This is a genomic window from Magnetospira sp. QH-2 (assembly GCF_000968135.1).
GTDB lineage: Bacteria > Pseudomonadota > Alphaproteobacteria > Rhodospirillales > Magnetospiraceae > Magnetospira.
Window position 1 is genome coordinate 2,861,792 of the sequence record NZ_FO538765.1, and the last position, 14,765, is coordinate 2,876,556.

The window sequence follows — 14,765 nt, forward strand, 5'->3', positions numbered from 1 at the left end:
TCACAGTTTGAAGGCGTCATCAAATGGGGTGGTACCCAGTACAACCGGCAGGCTCAGGCGATTGCCCCAATGGCCCCAGCCACCGTTGTAGAGCCTTACGTCGCCATAGCCCAAGTGCTTGAGCTGCATATAGGCCAGCCCCATGCGGAAGCCGTCGTGGCAATAGGCGTAAACGGTCTTGTCCTTGGGTATGGCCTTGTACATCTCGGCCAGGGCCGCGTCATCCTTCCACTCACCGTTTGCAGTTCCGGACAGGCTGACCACGTTGATCGCACCGGGTATATGGCCGCCCCGAACCGCATGAACGATGTCCTGGCCGCTGTAGTGGCTTTCGGGCCGGGCATCCAGCAGCACCACGGACGGGTCGCGGCTTGAGACCACCCGGTCATAGACCGTTGCCCAATCCACATACAGGGAGGCATCGGCCTCTTTCAGAGTCACTGTCCCGGGGGCCACGCTGGGCACGTCCTTGGTCAGGTCGTTGAACCCGCTCCAGGCCCCGACGCCGCCGTCGAGCACCTTCACCCGGGTCATGTCGAACCCGAACAGTTCCAGCAGAAAATAGACCCGCGAGGCCAGGGCGGTGGCCGAATCATCGTAGATTACAACGGTCGACCCGTCATCGATCCCCCAGCGCCGCAAAGTGGCCTGAAAGGCCTCGCGGGAGGGAAACAACATCAGCGGATTGCCGCCATTATCGCCCAGGTCGCGGAACCGCTGCACCTGCACCGCGCCGGGAATATGGCCGATGGTGTGATAGCGGTGCGGATGATAGCGTACCTCGAGAATCCGCAGGTCCGGATCATCGATATGTTCTTCCAGCCATTCCGAGTTCACGAGAAATGCCGGTGCCGCCGGAACGGCGACGGGCAACAGTACGAAGAGGGCCGCCAGCAGGGGCCCCCAGATCTTCGATGGTGACATAAACACAACCTCCCTAATGGGCCCTTAAGGACCTCATGCGCTTCATTGCCGCCATCATAGTCGGCACTTGGCGCCAATGGCAGAAAAAAACCGTTTCCGATCCGTAGAGTTCTTTACCTTTCATTTGCAATGTTATAATATCACTTCATTCGCCCTTTCTTGATCACCCGAAACCGGATGGACCGCCATGTCCCTCGATATCAATCTCGACGTCAATATCGCTCGCCTGATCCACCTGACCTGGGAAGAGCAATTGGAGCATCTGGTTGCCGGACAGGTGGAAAAGGTCGCCCTGCAATCCCACGAGGATTGCGATCTGGGCGTCTGGATCTATGGATCAGGCCTCCAGAAATACGCCCAGTCCAAGGACATCTGGATCCTCAAGGAAGTGCACAAAGCCTTCCACAAGGCAGCCGATGCGGTGGCGACCGCCATGGCCGAGGGAAACAAGGACGAGGCGGAACTGCAACTGGCCCAGGTCCGCAGTCTCTCCAAGGAGATCATTTTTCATCTTACCTCCATGGAACTGTCGGTGATCGAAAGCCAATGGACCCGGGAATTGGCGCGCAGTCCCGGACGCCTGCTCGGGCGCCTTTTTGGCGGCGGTGATCGTCCTCCGGCCCTCCATATGATGCATACGGAACAAGAATCGGGGATTGGCCCCATTAAACGCCGCAAGACCGACATGGGTGCCATGCTGCTGAATGTGAACATCGCGCGACTGGCCCATATGCGCTGGACCCTGGACTTGGAACGGGCCTTCCGCCGTCATGGCAAGGACGCGGCCCTACAGCCAGCCGAGCAATGCGAATTGGGAGTCTGGCTGCATAGCGTGGCCCTCAAAAAGTACGAGGAACAAGATACCTTCATCGAGCTGGACCGGGTGCATAAGCGCTTCCACGAACTGTCCGAACGCACGGTCTCGGCGTTGCATCACGGACGCCTGCGCCAGGCCGATGATTTTTACGAAGAACTCAAGCGCCTCAGCCGGGAAGTGATCTTTCTTTTGACCCGCATCGAGCGGGATATGGAGAAAACCCCGACCCTGTTCCAGCGGTTACGCTCGATGATGTAACCCGGGTCAGGCCTGGATCACGTCGCGCCTGTCCAGTGGTTCCGATAGGACCCGGCATGCGCAAGGCCCCTTACGCCGGCAAGGCTTCCACTTCATGGGTCAGACCATGGGTGACGGTGAACGGCAATTTCAGGCGCTTGCCGTCCTGGTTCAGCACCAAACGGCCATGCCGCTGTTCCTGTTTCCAGGTGATGCGGTAGCGGGACATGGCCCCGGGCGCCACACTGAAACGCAGACGCAGGCTGCGCTCTTCCTCGTGGCCAACCGCCAGTCCCATGCCTTTCTCCAGGCTATGGGAGAGGCCGGCCTCGACAATCTTGATCAAGCCCTGTTCCAGAAACACGCCGCTGTCGGTTTCCCGGTCTACGCTGAGCTTGCTCGTGGCGGCGCACCTGAAGGAATGCTCGGAGACCAAGGTGTCGCTCCCTTGCCGGTTGTCCAACGGAATCTCCTCGCTGGAAATCATGACCCTGTTGGGTTGCTCCAGAGCCCCTATTTCCTGATCCGGGTCATCCATCTCTATCCCTTCGATGACCTCGCGATCAGGCCCCTTGGACTTCAAGCCCAGCAGCAGCAGAACGAGAGAACCGACCAGTGCGGCCAGTCCACTGGCAAGAACAAAAGGAATGATTGGCATGGCTCAGGTCCTCCAATTCACTGGGTCGCGTCATGATGACCATCGTGCGCGGAGCGGTGCGACGAACCGCCGCCGCACCAGGAGCGGTCACGGGGCAGACCGACCGGCTCTTGATGAATCTGGGTATCGGCATTGGGAAAGACTCGGGCGACGGCTTCGATAACCGCTTCGGATATGTCGTGGGCCTGAGCCAAGGTCAGATCGCCGTCCAACTCCAGGTGCAATTGCACGAAGATGTGCGAACCGGAACTGCGCGTGCGCAAGTCATGAACATTGGCCACCTGCGGGAAAGCGAGCACAAGCTGGCGGATCTTCTTGCGGTCTTCCTCCGGGATTTCCTTGTCTACCAGGATGGCCAAGGCATCGGCGGCGATGGTGCGGGCATTCCACATGAGGAAAACCGCGATCCCGATGGTGGCCACGGGATCAATCCAAGAGGCGGTCAGCCAATGGGACAAGGCCAATGATGCAATGATGCTCAGGTGCATCATGACATCGGCCTGATAATGTATGGAATCGGCCCGCACCACCAGCGACCCGGTGCAGCGCACCACATGACGCTGATAGATGATCATGCCGATCATCATCACGGTGGCCAGAACCATGGCGCCGATGCCCATGTCGGCATTGACCAGCGCCACCGGGTGCCGCAGGCGGTCGATGGATTCCACGATCACCGCCAGCCCGATCCCGAAAATAAAGGCCGCTTGCATCAAACCCGCCAAGGGTTCCAGCTTGCCGAAGCCAAAGCGATAGGACCGGCTGGCCGGTTTCAGGGCCTGACGCACAGCCATGAAATTGACCACCGCAATCCCGTTATCGAGCACGGAATCCAACGCCGCAGTCAGAATCGACGTGGCCCCGGTCATCATCCAGGCCGCCCCCTTGAGACCCAGGATGGTCAATCCGACCACCAAGGCCAGCATGGTGGCGCGCTTTTTCAGTCTGCCCTGTTCTTCCGGCGACAGCATTGCCTCGGCTTTTTGACGAGACCGGGAGAGCGAGGCTAATTCTGAATTGGCGGTGAGAGCTTGCACGACGCACCTGCCTTACAAAAGTTATACTATAACAATACAGGGTCTGGCGCTGAAGCGCAAGGGGCAAGGTCAAAGGCCTGGCGATTTCAACGGAGCGGGCGACCAAATGGGGAAGCGGCGGGTGGAGGGGCGTGGGACAGCGGGAACGCGCAGGCCGTGGTCGCTGGCTTTAGCAGACTGCTGAAAACGTCTGATTTCGAGCCTGTGGCGACACATGCTTCGACAAGCTCAGCATGAGGGCCTTTGAACTTTCAACCTGTTAGCCTCACCCTGAGCTTCCTCATCCCGAGCTTGTCGAGGGACGAAGGGCGAGGCGGGCCGTAGAACAACACTTTTTCAGATGGCGGTAATCGAGCAGTCAGGGATTGCCTAGGCTCAGGACCCATAAAAGGGATTCCCAATAGTCGGTGGACATGATTCCCTTCCCTGGAATTTTAGGGAGGGGAAAGCCGATGCAGAGCCATCATTTCTGGTTGTCCGACAAACAATTCGAACGCCTTCAACCGTTGCTGCCGAACAAAACAAGAGGCGTCCCGCGCGTCGATGACCGGCGGGTGATCAGCGGCATCATCCATGTTCTTCGCCACGGCTTGATGTGGCGTGACGCGCCCGTCGCCTATGGACCGCACAAGACCCTGTACAACCGCTTCGTCCGTTGGAGCGAGGCCGGAGTGTTCGACCGGATCTTCGCCACCCTGGCCGCCGAAAGCACGGCCACCCATACGGTGATGATCGACGCCACCCATCTCAAGGCCCACAGGACGGCGGCGAGCCTGCTCAAAAAGGGGCTGTTCCCCGCCGTATCGGGCGCACCAAGGGCGGCCTGAATTCGAAACTGCATGCCGCCTGCGATGCCGATGGAAAGCCCCTGATCCTGCTGCTGACCGAAGGACAAGTCAGCGACTATCGCGGCGCCGACACCATGCTCCCTGCATTCCCTGATGCCGACGACCTGATCGCCGACAGGGGATACGACAGCGACCGTTTCCGCCAGGCCCTGCTTGATCTCGGCATCGAGCCCTGCATTCCAGGTCGCTCGAACCGCAAAGAGGAAATCCTTTACGATAAAGCCCTCTACAAGCAGCGAAACTTGATCGAGCGCATGTTCGGTCGGCTCAAGGACTGGCGGCGTATCGCCACCCGCTACGACCGTTGCGCCCATACCTTCATGAGCGCAATCTGCATCGCCGCAACCGTCATCTTCTGGTTATGAGTCCTGAGCCTAGACAGTCAGCTGGTCTCCACACTCGGTCTTGATCAAGGATCCGGGTCAATTCCTGGACATGGAACAGAGGAGACCAGCCATGGAGTATTTTGTTGGAATGGACGTATCGATGGCAAGCATTTCGATCTGTGAGATTGATGCAAAGGGAACCGTCATTCGCGAAGGCAAGGTGTCAAGCACACCCGAGGCGGTCGCCACTTGGCTCGAGGAAAGCGGGCGTGGCTTTGCGCGAATTGGGTTGGAAGCTGGCCCTCTGGCGCCTTGGCTGTACGCAGGACTGTCCAGTCGGGGCCTCCCTGTGATTTGTATCGAGACCCGGCAAATGAAGGCCTTTGCCAGCGCCAGCCCAGTCAAGACGGACCGTCGCGACGCCCGCTTGATCAGCCAGACGATGCGGACCGGTTTGTACCGCGCGACCCACGTCAAGACCGCGCGCAGTCAGGAGCTCCGGATGGTGCTGACCCATCGGGAGACCCTGGTTCATCAGGTCCGTCAGTTGTCCAATACGGTACGAGGAACATTGAAAGCTTTCGGCCTCAAGGTCGGTATGGCGCGCGGACGCCTTTTCGCGGCGCGGGTTCGGGAATTGACGGCTGATAACCCGCACCTCAGCGCAGCCGCCGAGCCGCTCTTGCTTGCGCGCCAAGCCTTGCTCGAACAACTCGACAAGCTCGACCGGCAGGTTCATGCCGCTGCGCGCGATGATAGCGTTTGCCGGCGCCTGATGACCGTTCCCGGCGTCGGCCCGGTTACCGCCCTCGCTTTCAGGACAGGACTCGACGTGCCGGAACGGTTTCAAAAGTCGGTCATGGTCGGCGCCCACTTCGGGCTTGTCCCACGCAGATACGCCTCGGGAGAGCAGGACCGAAGCGGCCCCATCAGCAAGTGCGGAGATGCCATGGTTCGTTGGCTTTTGTTCGAGGCCGCCAATGCACTTCTCACTCGAACCCGCCGTTGGTCCTGGCTCAAACACTGGGGGCTCGCGGTCGCCAAAAGGCGCGGGATGAAACGCGCCAAGGTAGCCGTTGCCCGGCGTCTCGCCGTAATCATGCATCGCATGTGGATCGACGGCACGGACTTCCAGTACCGCAAGGAGGAGACCGCCATCTAAACACAACGAAAACCGAGATCGCCTGAAGGGCGGCCAGGACGCGTGGCGACGCGCGGGGCTCGGATGACAGCGCGCAGGCTGCAGTGGCGTAAGACCACGCTTTTCAGATTGCTGCACCCGATCCCCCTTGATCCCCATCATGCGGCGACGACGTCGACCGCGGACAGAAGCAAAGGGCGCCACATAACCCAGGTTCAAACCGACGGCTTGGAAATCAGCTTGACTCAAATGACTCGATTACAGAAGCAGCCTGTTAGGCCGAACGCCGTGCTTCCGCGCCACCATTCAGATGCCGCTCCGGGTCCCGCAGGTCGGCCATCATGGTCTTGTGATGGCGGATCACCAGATAGGTCAGCGGCAACAGATGCACCAGCAGCAGCATACCGATCAGAATATCCCCCAGCGACCAGACGAAGGCCACCGGCAGGAATGGTCCGAGAAAGGAAACGCCGGCGAAGAACCAGCGGTAGGCCTTGACGTTGGTCCCGCCCAGATACTGGAAACAGCGTTCCGAGAAATAGGCCCAATTGACGATGGTGGTGAAGGCAAAAATGATCAAGGCGATGGTCACGAACAGACGCCCCGGCCCGCCAAGCATTTCCTCGAATACCGAAACGGTGAGAAAGGCGCCGGTGAGATCCGTCCACATGCCGGTGGTCAGAATCACCAGCCCGGTGGTGGTGCAGACCACCAGGGTATCCACCAGCGGCACGGCGGCGGCGGTATAGGCCCCCATGGCCGGATGGTCCTTGTTGGCGCCATGCCAGAAAGGCGCGATGCCGATGCCCGATCCGTGCGAGAACACGCCCCGCGACACACCGTACTGCATAGCCTGCATGACGGCGTAGCCCGCCACGCCGCCCGCCGCTGCATAGGGCTCGAAGGCATAGCGGATGACATCCCCGATGGCGGATAGGGTCAGTCCCGGATTGCCCAGCAGGATAAACCAGGCCAGCCCCAAATACCCCAACACCATCCAAGGCGCGGCGGAAATGCTGAACTTGAGAATGCTCTTGGCGCCGCCGATGATCACGGCCGCCACGGCGCCGGACAGGGCCAGGGCCACAATCAGGTGCGAGGTCCCCACCTCATCGGCGACCGCATGGGCCACCGAATTGGCTTGGATCAGATTGGCCGTCACCATGCCCTTGACCATCATCACCGCCGCCAGAACCACGGCGAGGAATCGCCAGGGCTTGGGCAGCAGGCGTTCCATATAGAGCATGGGGGTGGCGAACAAGTCCGGGCGCTTGCCGTCCCGGGCCAGCTTGACGGCGAAATAGGTCGAGGCGAGACGAAAGCTCATGCCGAGCAGCGCCGTTACCCACATCCAGAACAAGGCTCCCGGTCCGCCCAGATGCAGCCCGGTGGCCACCCCGGCCAGATTGCCCACGCCAATGGTTGCCGCCAGGGCGGCCAGGAAGGCCTTGGGGTGGGAGACATGATCGTCGGCGTGATTGGCATCGCCCCGTCCGTGCCAAACCGCGCGCAGACCCCGCTTCAGATTGCGCAGCACCAAACCACGGGTGACGAACAGGAACAGCAGGCCGATCTCCAGATACAGGAGCGGCAAAAACGGATTCCACAACCAGGTAGAAATCGTATCCAACGGCAAGCACTTCCAGTTCGTTCAATCTCCGCCCGCTTCAGCGGACGTTGATGTAGCCCAGGCCCTCGATTTTGAGGATGATATCTTGAGCCGCCTCTTCCGGCGAGCAGGCCGAGGTGTCGATGGACAGTTCCGGAGCCTCGGGAACCTCATAGGGATCGTCGATGCCGGTGAACCCCTTGATCTTGCCCGCACGAGCCAAGGCATAAAGACCCTTGCGATCCCGCCCCTCGCAGACATCGATGGGGGTCGCCACATGGACCTCGATAAAGCCGCCACCGGCCCCCTCGACGGTTTCGCGGACGCTACGCCGGGTTGCCGTATAAGGCGCGATGGGAGCGCAGATGGCGATACCGCCATTTTTGGTAATCTCGGACGCCACGAAACCGATACGCAGGATGTTCAGGTCACGGTGCTCCTTGGAGAAGGTCAGTTCGCTGGACAGGTTTTTGCGGACAATATCGCCATCCAGCAGTGTCACGCGGCGACCGCCCTGTTCCAGGAACTTCTGCACCAACGCCTTGGCGATGGTCGACTTTCCCGAGCCGGACAAACCGGTGAAAAAGACGGTAAAACCCCGTTGATCCAAAGGCCGGATGGCACGGCGCAGTTCGCCCACCACCTCGGGGAAGGAGAACCATTCTGGCACCTCCCGGTCATGCAAGACACGGCGCAGGAATTCCTCGCGGGAGATGCCCAGCAAGGTATCGCGTTCCCGCACTTCTTCCAGTGCGACGAAGGCCGCCCGTTCTTGCACAAAGACGTATTTCGGGGCCGTGACGATCTCTATGCCCAAGTCGGATTCCAATTCCCGCGCCAGGGACTGAGCCGCTTGAGGGGCATAATACGGCGTCGCGGAAGGATCTTGATCCGGGCTCGCCTGCTCCAAACCAACCACGAAATGGGTGCAGCCGAAATTGCGCCGCACGATGGCCTGTAGCACCGCTTCCCTGGGCCCGGCCCAACGCGGCGCCAATGGCATCAGGCTCAAGGCCGTGGTCTGTTCCGGAAAATGCTTGTGGGCATGTTCGTAGCAGCGTACCCGGGCGAAGTGTTCAAAGTCATCACTCTCGGACCCGCCCACGGACGGATGCAACAGCAAATGCGCCTCGACGCTCTTGGCGGCCCGGAATGCCACTTCAACCTGGGCCTTATGCATCGGCTGGTCGGTGTGATAGCCGACCACCCGCCGCCACCCCATTTTGCGGAAGCGAGCGCGGGTTTCGGAAGGCAGATCCCGCAAATATTGGAAATCATAATGGGACGGCAGAGAAAGACCGCGCAGGGTCCCCCCCAGGTAGACCGGGTTGGTCCGCCGCAGGAGATACTCCACGCCCGGATGGGAAAGATCCGTCGTTCCATAGACCTTTTGAGCTTCCCGCTCACGGTCCGGAGTCCAACGATCGGCCACATCCAGAACCGCCAACGGCACGCCTTCCGGATCGCGCAACGCGACGGAATCCCCATCCTTCAGGGAGTCAGCAAAAGCTTCGGGCACGTCGAGAACCACCGGCATGGGCCAGACCGTTCCATCCGCAAGACGCATTGTATCGACCACGGCGTCATAATCAGCCTGCCCCAGAAATCCCGTCAACGGCGTGAAGCCGCCATTGAGCAAAAGCTCCAGATCGCAAGTCTGACGGGGAGTCAGGTCCCAGGAGGGAAAAGGCCCACATTCCTTTTTCAGGCTCTCCGCCTGATCCGCGGGGAGCATCAAATCGCATAGGTCGCTACGGGTTCCGGTTGTCATACTAAGCCCTCAAACATTGGTCGAATCTGGATGTGGATCTGACGATCCCGAAGGAACACACCTACTTAGGTCAAGTCCGCTGATATTGCGATGAAAAAACGTTCCATCCAACCCAGAACACGCCCGAATTCAGCCCCGGTATCCCCGCCCCTCGCTCCAGGTTGACCGAAACAGCTTGCTTTCCAAGAACACTGTCGCCTATTTCCATAGCTCCCAGGTCCCTCTGTCACGAGAAGATGCGATGAAATCCGAACCGAATAGTACCGCGGCGAACTCAGACCCCATCGATCAAAAAGGCGACATCGATGCGGGCCGCAAGGTCCTGGAAATCGAGGCCGATGCCCTGCGCAAGATGGCTGAAGAGCTGGACGACACATTCGTCACCGCCCTCAATCTGTTATCGCCGCCTCAGGGCCGGGTCATTGTGACCGGCATGGGCAAGAGCGGCCACGTGGCGCGCAAAATCGCGGCGACCATGGCTTCCACCGGCATGCCCGCATTCTATGTTCATCCGGGAGAAGCCAGCCATGGCGACCTGGGCATGATCACCGAAAAGGACGCGATCCTGGCTTTATCCAATTCCGGGGAAACAGCGGAACTGGCGGACATCATCGCTTATTCGCGACGGTTCAACATTCCCTTGGTGGCCATCACACGCGAAGCCGACAGCCTGTTGGCCCGTTCCGCCGATGCCACGTTGGTCTTGCCGGAGGTCCCGGAAGCCTGCCCCATGGGTTTGGCGCCGACCACTTCGACCACCGCCTCTCTGGCTTTGGGGGATGCCATTGCCGTTGCCCTATTGGAACGGATTGGGTTTACCGCTTCGGACTTCCAGCAGCTCCACCCGGGCGGACGGCTCGGGGACCGGCTCAAGAAGGTGTCCGACCTGATGCACAAGGGCGACGAGATCCCGTTGATCGAGCCCTTTGCCCCCATGAGCGAGGCCTTGCTGGCCATGACCCAGAAAAGCCTGGGCTGTGTTGGCATTCGGGACAAGGAAGGCTTGCTGTTGGGCATCATCACCGATGGCGACCTGCGCCGTCACATGTCCGAAGGCTTGCTAGCCAAGACCGCGGGAGAACTGATGACCGTAAACCCCATCACCATCAGTCCCGACATGCTGGCCAGCGAGGCTCTGGGGATTATGAACGAGCGCAGCATCACAAATCTGTTTGTCGCCGAAAACGGGCAGCCCGTCGGCGTGGTGCATATTCACGACTTCCTGCGCGCCGGCATCGCCTGAAGTCTCTCGCGTTTGATCGGATTCGATCAATCGAATTGGACGGGCTTGCCCACCGCATGCGCAAGGGTCTCGGCCTCTTGGCGCACTTGGGCGTGGGTTTTCTTGGTGGTGATCAACAAGGGGACCCTCAGTCGTGGCTCCATATGATCCAGTTCCACCCGAAACCCGTTAGCCTCGCGGCGGCAGACGATTCTTTGATAGCGGCTCAATGGATAGCGGACGTCGCCAGCGGCGGCGGCGCCAAGCCCCTGCAAGGTGACGAGATCCGCGTCCGGGTCGATGGTCACGATACGGCCCCGCATCAAACCGCGAACGCCCAATATCAGGATTATCAGACCGGTCACGGCCAACACCGCGGCGAACACAGGGATCCCCGAGGCGGTTTCAGCAAAATAACTCACGCCGGCCAGACTGATACCCAAGAGCAACGCGATCCCGCCCCCGAAAAAAAGCACCGGGAGGCTTTCGGTGCTACGGACCACCCCTTTCAAGGGGCGTCGGGCGGGATCCAGGTGAAACTCGGCAACGGTCAGCCAAGGCCGGGAACCGGCCTCCATGTCAATCCTCGGCGGATCCCAGCAGCCCGCGATAGGCGTGCCAGGAGGCATGGGCGGCAATGGGCAGGGTCACCGCCAGGCCGACAAAGAAGACCGCCATGCCACAGAAGGTAAGCAGCGCAATCATCGCCGCCCACCCACTCATCACCCGCCAATTGGCGCGAACGGCCTTGACGCTGGCGATCATCGCATCAATGGCCGAGGCATTGCGATCAAGGATCATCGGGATGGACAATGCGCTGACCGCATAGGCAATGGTGGCGATCACCCCTCCGGCGATGGTGCCGATGATCAAGAAGGGCGCGGTCTGCGGCGCGGTCAGGATATGGCTGAGGAACGGTTCCATTTCCCAAGGGACCCCGGCGCTGAAGAAGACCGCGAAATCGAGCACCGCCGCCAGCATCCAGAACATGAACAGCATGGCCAGCACCAAACCAACCAGGGCCAACTGCCCGACACGCCCTTTGCAGCAGGTAAACATGCGCGAGAAATCCATGGCCTCGCCACGCTCGCGGCGTCGGCTGATCTCATGAAAACCAACAGTCAGAATCGGCGAAATGATCAAATAGCCGCCAGCCAAAGGAATGAACAGAGCCCCCTGCTCCTTGCTATCAAGCACCAAGAACATGGCCAAGGCCGCCAAGCCGAAGACCAGCCCATAGCCCAGGCTAATCACGAGATTGGCCCGGAAATCCGCCCAACCGGCCGCCAACCATTGGCCGGAATCATCTACCGAGGGGGCTTGAGTGGGACTGCTGGGCATTTCATCCAACGTGGCGCTCGCCATCATAGGTTCCTCCATTCGTGCAAAATCGCTCCCATCGCGCCGTGCTCTTTTGGTTCGGTCGCAATGGGGGCCGCTCTCTGGAACTCACAGTGGCAGGACCGCCTACAAATGCAAAGCAGAATTTTCACATATGAGAAAATGTGAATATACATATTTATGAATATAATTTGTGTTCAAATGCTCTAGCAACACACAAACCTAATGAACAACCTTGAAAAGCCCGTTCCGGTCGCGTAATCTCCGGTGGGAATCAGGTCATCCTGGATGAAGCCGGACGGGAATCCGGCTCATGGAAAACCAACGGGGTGCGACCGATTTGAACGGGGATGCTTTTTTATATATACGGGAGACGTCGATGAGCACCGATACGGCGCATGCAGTCGCTGGTGAGGAACACCACGAACACCATTGGGAGACTTCAACCGCGCCTTTGATTCTGGTGGCGGGCCTTTTCTTCATGGTCCCCATGGGCTTCTCGGCCTACTTCGTTTATGAAAGTATGATCCTGACAGCGCTGTTCTGCGGTGTCGGCACGCCGATGGTTGTTTGGGGCGTCGCCCGCTGGGTCGCGGAAGGCTTGGTCTACAAGCCCCTCAAGGATGGTCTTGCCGGGGTCGCGTTGCCGATCTTTATTGTTTCGGAAGTGTTCATCTTCCTGGGCCTGTTCGCCGGGTACTGGTCCATGCGCCTGCCCTTCGAGCATTGGCCGCCGGAAGGTACCCCGCATATTGACCTGATGCTGCCGGTGATCATGACCTTCTTGCTGTTGGCCTCCTCGGTGACCATCCACATCGGTGAAGAAAAGCTATTCCATAATCGTGACATGGAAGGCTTCCGCAAATGGCTGTTCATCACCATCCTCATCGGCTTGGTGTTCCTGATGTGCACCATCTACGAATATTCGCACCTGGCGCAATTGGGCTTTGTGCCTAGCACCAACGCCTTCTCCTCGGCGTTCTTCTCCATCACCGGCTTCCATGCATCGCATGTGTTCGTGGGTCTGGCGGCCTTTGTTGCCGTGGCGATCCCGGCCATGTCAGGGCGAACCAACGACACCTTCGTCAAATGTGTCTCCATTTACTGGCACTTTGTCGATGTGGTGTGGTTCTTCGTGGTCACGCAGATCTACTTCTGGTGATCCGGGCCATGGGGGAAAGAACGGTAAAACGCGGCCTGCTGGCCGTGCTGGTGGCCTGCGTGGCCTGGACCTCGGTCCAGTCCGTCGCGCAGGCCTCGGCGCCGTTCCGCAATCCCGAGTCCGACATGGACCCCGAAGTCTTCTCCATCGAAGAAAAAGATTTCCTGGGCGTGAAGCCAGACGGCAAGACCGCCTTGATTGATCAAGACGGCAAAAGCTTTCAACTGGGGGACCTGGTTGGCGAAAAACCCCTGATCCTCGTCTTGTCTTATTACATGTGCGACGGGACCTGTTCGGTTGTGAATCAGGATCTGGCGCAACAACTTGAGGGCATGGAACGTCTGATACCGGGCAAGGACTTCAACATTCTGACCCTGGCCTTCGACAAGAATGATACCCTCGATACCCTGCGCGAATTCCGCAAGCAGACCGGCCTGGCCGCCACCATGGACGGCTGGACTTGGGCTTTGTTCGAAGATCGCCTGGCCATCGAGCCTTTTACCGAAAAGCTCGGTTACAAGTTTTTCTGGTCGCCTCGCGACCGAACCTTTTTCCATCCCGGTGTCTATGTGGTGATTTCACCCGAAGGCCGGGTCACCCGCTATCTCTGGGCCTTGAACGTGGATCCTTCCGACGTGGAACTGGCATTGCTGGAATCCAGTACCGGAAAGATGAAAGCGACACCCCGGGACCTCATTAATTTCGCGGTCAGTCTTTGCTATTCCTATAACTTCGAGGAAGGCCGCTATACTTATAATCTCCCCCTGTTTATCGCCCTGGGTTCCCTGGGTTTGGGGGTGGGATCTTTCACGGCGGCGTCGGTGTACTTCGTCCGCCGCCGCAAGAGGGAGGCAACTCAATGAAACTAAGAAATTTGTGTAACTGGGGGTTCCAAGGGATGCTCATGCTCGGGGCGATGGCCGTCTCGGGGGCCGCATTGGCCAACGACGCCGCGGGCGAATTGCCCGATCCGGTCGGTGACTGGGATATTCTTTGGTTCAAGGTCTTGGCCGATATCGTGATCATCGGCGTGATCTTTGGCGTTGTCGCCCTGTATTGGCTGGTCAAGTACCGGGCCAAGAGCCCCGACGATGTGGGTCGGCTTCCCAAGCTTTCCCGGGCGCAGGCCATTTCCTGGGCCTTGATCCCGGCAGCGGTCTTCATGGCCGATGACTTCTTCCTCGCCGCCAAAGGCTGGACCGTTTGGAACACCTTCCGCCGGGTCCCCGCCGATGCGGTGGAGATCAAGGTGATCGGTTACCAGTGGTATTGGGAGTTCGAATACGAGAACGGCGTGGTCAGCGACGAGTTGCACGTCCCCATCGGCAAGCCGGTGGTGCTGCGCATGACCTCCGAGGATGTCATCCATTCCTTCTACATGCCCGACTATCGGGTGAAGGAAGACGTGATGCCGGGCCGCACGACCTATGTCTGGTTCCTGCCACGCTCCACCGAGGAAGTGGTGGCATTGCGCGACATCAAAACCACGCCGAATATCGAAGATATGTCGGACGAGGAAAAGATGGTCAATATCGTCTGTACCGAATACTGCGGCATCTCCCATTCGGAGATGAACGGCGAGGTGCTGGCCGAATCCTTTGAGGAATTCCAGAAGTGGCTTGAGGAAGAGAAAGCCTCGGCCATGCTGGAATCCCAAACCAACAATAGCTAA

General features: G+C 59.4%; 14 protein-coding genes. 7 read left to right on the top strand and 7 right to left on the bottom strand.

Annotated features, from left to right (window positions below; translation table 11 throughout):
- A complete protein-coding gene (locus MGMAQ_RS13570; RefSeq protein ID WP_046021962.1) occupies positions 1-924 on the bottom strand; it encodes a sulfurtransferase in 924 nt (307 codons plus the stop codon).
- A 187-nt stretch (positions 925-1,111) separates the two neighbouring features.
- On the opposite strand from MGMAQ_RS13570, the gene MGMAQ_RS13575 reads away from it, so the two are divergent.
- On the top strand, positions 1,112-1,999 hold the full coding sequence (locus MGMAQ_RS13575) for a CZB domain-containing protein (protein ID WP_046021963.1): 888 nt from the start codon (positions 1,112-1,114) through the stop codon (positions 1,997-1,999).
- A 70-nt stretch (positions 2,000-2,069) separates the two neighbouring features.
- Here the strand turns inward: MGMAQ_RS13575 and MGMAQ_RS13580 are convergent, their stop codons facing one another.
- On the bottom strand, positions 2,070-2,636 hold the full coding sequence (locus MGMAQ_RS13580; protein ID WP_046021964.1) for a hypothetical protein: 567 nt from the start codon (positions 2,634-2,636) through the stop codon (positions 2,070-2,072).
- A 17-nt stretch (positions 2,637-2,653) separates the two neighbouring features.
- A complete protein-coding gene (locus tag MGMAQ_RS13585; RefSeq protein WP_148560958.1) occupies positions 2,654-3,673 on the bottom strand; it encodes a cation diffusion facilitator family transporter in 1,020 nt (339 codons plus the stop codon).
- 452 nt (positions 3,674-4,125) lie between these two features.
- Here MGMAQ_RS13585 and MGMAQ_RS20470 point away from each other — a divergent pair.
- Positions 4,126-4,886, top strand: a protein-coding gene (locus tag MGMAQ_RS20470; protein ID WP_148560766.1) for an IS5 family transposase whose coding sequence is annotated in 2 segments (ribosomal slippage) — positions 4,126-4,446 and positions 4,449-4,886 — 759 coding nt in all. Because the reading frame shifts where the segments join, the coding sequence is not laid out codon by codon here.
- Between the two features lie 91 nt (positions 4,887-4,977).
- Positions 4,978-6,009, top strand: coding sequence for an IS110 family transposase (locus MGMAQ_RS13600; protein WP_046021965.1), 1,032 nt, complete (start codon positions 4,978-4,980; stop codon positions 6,007-6,009).
- Positions 6,010-6,262: 253 nt separating this feature from the next.
- On the opposite strand, the gene MGMAQ_RS13605 is transcribed toward MGMAQ_RS13600, so the two are convergent.
- Both MGMAQ_RS13605 and MGMAQ_RS13610 read right to left on the bottom strand, forming a co-directional pair.
- Positions 6,263-7,582 carry a sodium:alanine symporter family protein gene (locus tag MGMAQ_RS13605; protein WP_158498862.1) on the bottom strand — a complete coding sequence of 440 codons (1,320 nt, stop codon included), beginning with the start codon at positions 7,580-7,582 and terminating at the stop codon, positions 6,263-6,265.
- A gap of 73 nt (positions 7,583-7,655) precedes the next feature.
- On the bottom strand, positions 7,656-9,368 hold the full coding sequence (locus MGMAQ_RS13610; RefSeq protein ID WP_052716389.1) for a bifunctional sulfate adenylyltransferase/adenylylsulfate kinase: 1,713 nt from the start codon (positions 9,366-9,368) through the stop codon (positions 7,656-7,658).
- 241 nt (positions 9,369-9,609) lie between these two features.
- On the opposite strand from MGMAQ_RS13610, the gene MGMAQ_RS13615 reads away from it, so the two are divergent.
- On the top strand, positions 9,610-10,611 hold the full coding sequence (locus tag MGMAQ_RS13615) for an SIS domain-containing protein (protein ID WP_082085439.1): 1,002 nt from the start codon (positions 9,610-9,612) through the stop codon (positions 10,609-10,611).
- A gap of 26 nt (positions 10,612-10,637) precedes the next feature.
- Here MGMAQ_RS13615 and MGMAQ_RS13620 read toward each other — a convergent pair whose 3' ends face one another.
- Both MGMAQ_RS13620 and MGMAQ_RS13625 read right to left on the bottom strand, forming a co-directional pair.
- Positions 10,638-11,168, bottom strand: a complete 531-nt coding sequence (locus MGMAQ_RS13620) for a hypothetical protein (RefSeq protein ID WP_046021967.1) — start codon at positions 11,166-11,168, stop codon at positions 10,638-10,640.
- A gap of 1 nt (position 11,169) precedes the next feature.
- Complete coding sequence (locus MGMAQ_RS13625; protein WP_082085440.1) at positions 11,170-11,970, bottom strand: DUF2189 domain-containing protein; 801 nt, start codon at positions 11,968-11,970, stop codon at positions 11,170-11,172.
- 340 nt (positions 11,971-12,310) lie between these two features.
- Here MGMAQ_RS13625 and MGMAQ_RS13630 point away from each other — a divergent pair, with 340 nt between their 5' ends.
- The 3 genes from MGMAQ_RS13630 to MGMAQ_RS13640 are packed head-to-tail and all read left to right on the top strand — an operon-like array spanning position 12,311 to position 14,765.
- On the top strand, positions 12,311-13,093 hold the full coding sequence (locus MGMAQ_RS13630) for a heme-copper oxidase subunit III (RefSeq protein WP_158498863.1): 783 nt from the start codon (positions 12,311-12,313) through the stop codon (positions 13,091-13,093).
- An 8-nt stretch (positions 13,094-13,101) separates the two neighbouring features.
- Positions 13,102-13,956, top strand: a complete 855-nt coding sequence (locus MGMAQ_RS13635; protein WP_148560959.1) for a hypothetical protein — start codon at positions 13,102-13,104, stop codon at positions 13,954-13,956.
- On the top strand, positions 13,953-14,765 hold the full coding sequence (locus MGMAQ_RS13640) for a cytochrome c oxidase subunit II (protein ID WP_082085441.1): 813 nt from the start codon (positions 13,953-13,955) through the stop codon (positions 14,763-14,765). Before MGMAQ_RS13635 ends, MGMAQ_RS13640 begins: the two co-directional genes overlap by 4 nt.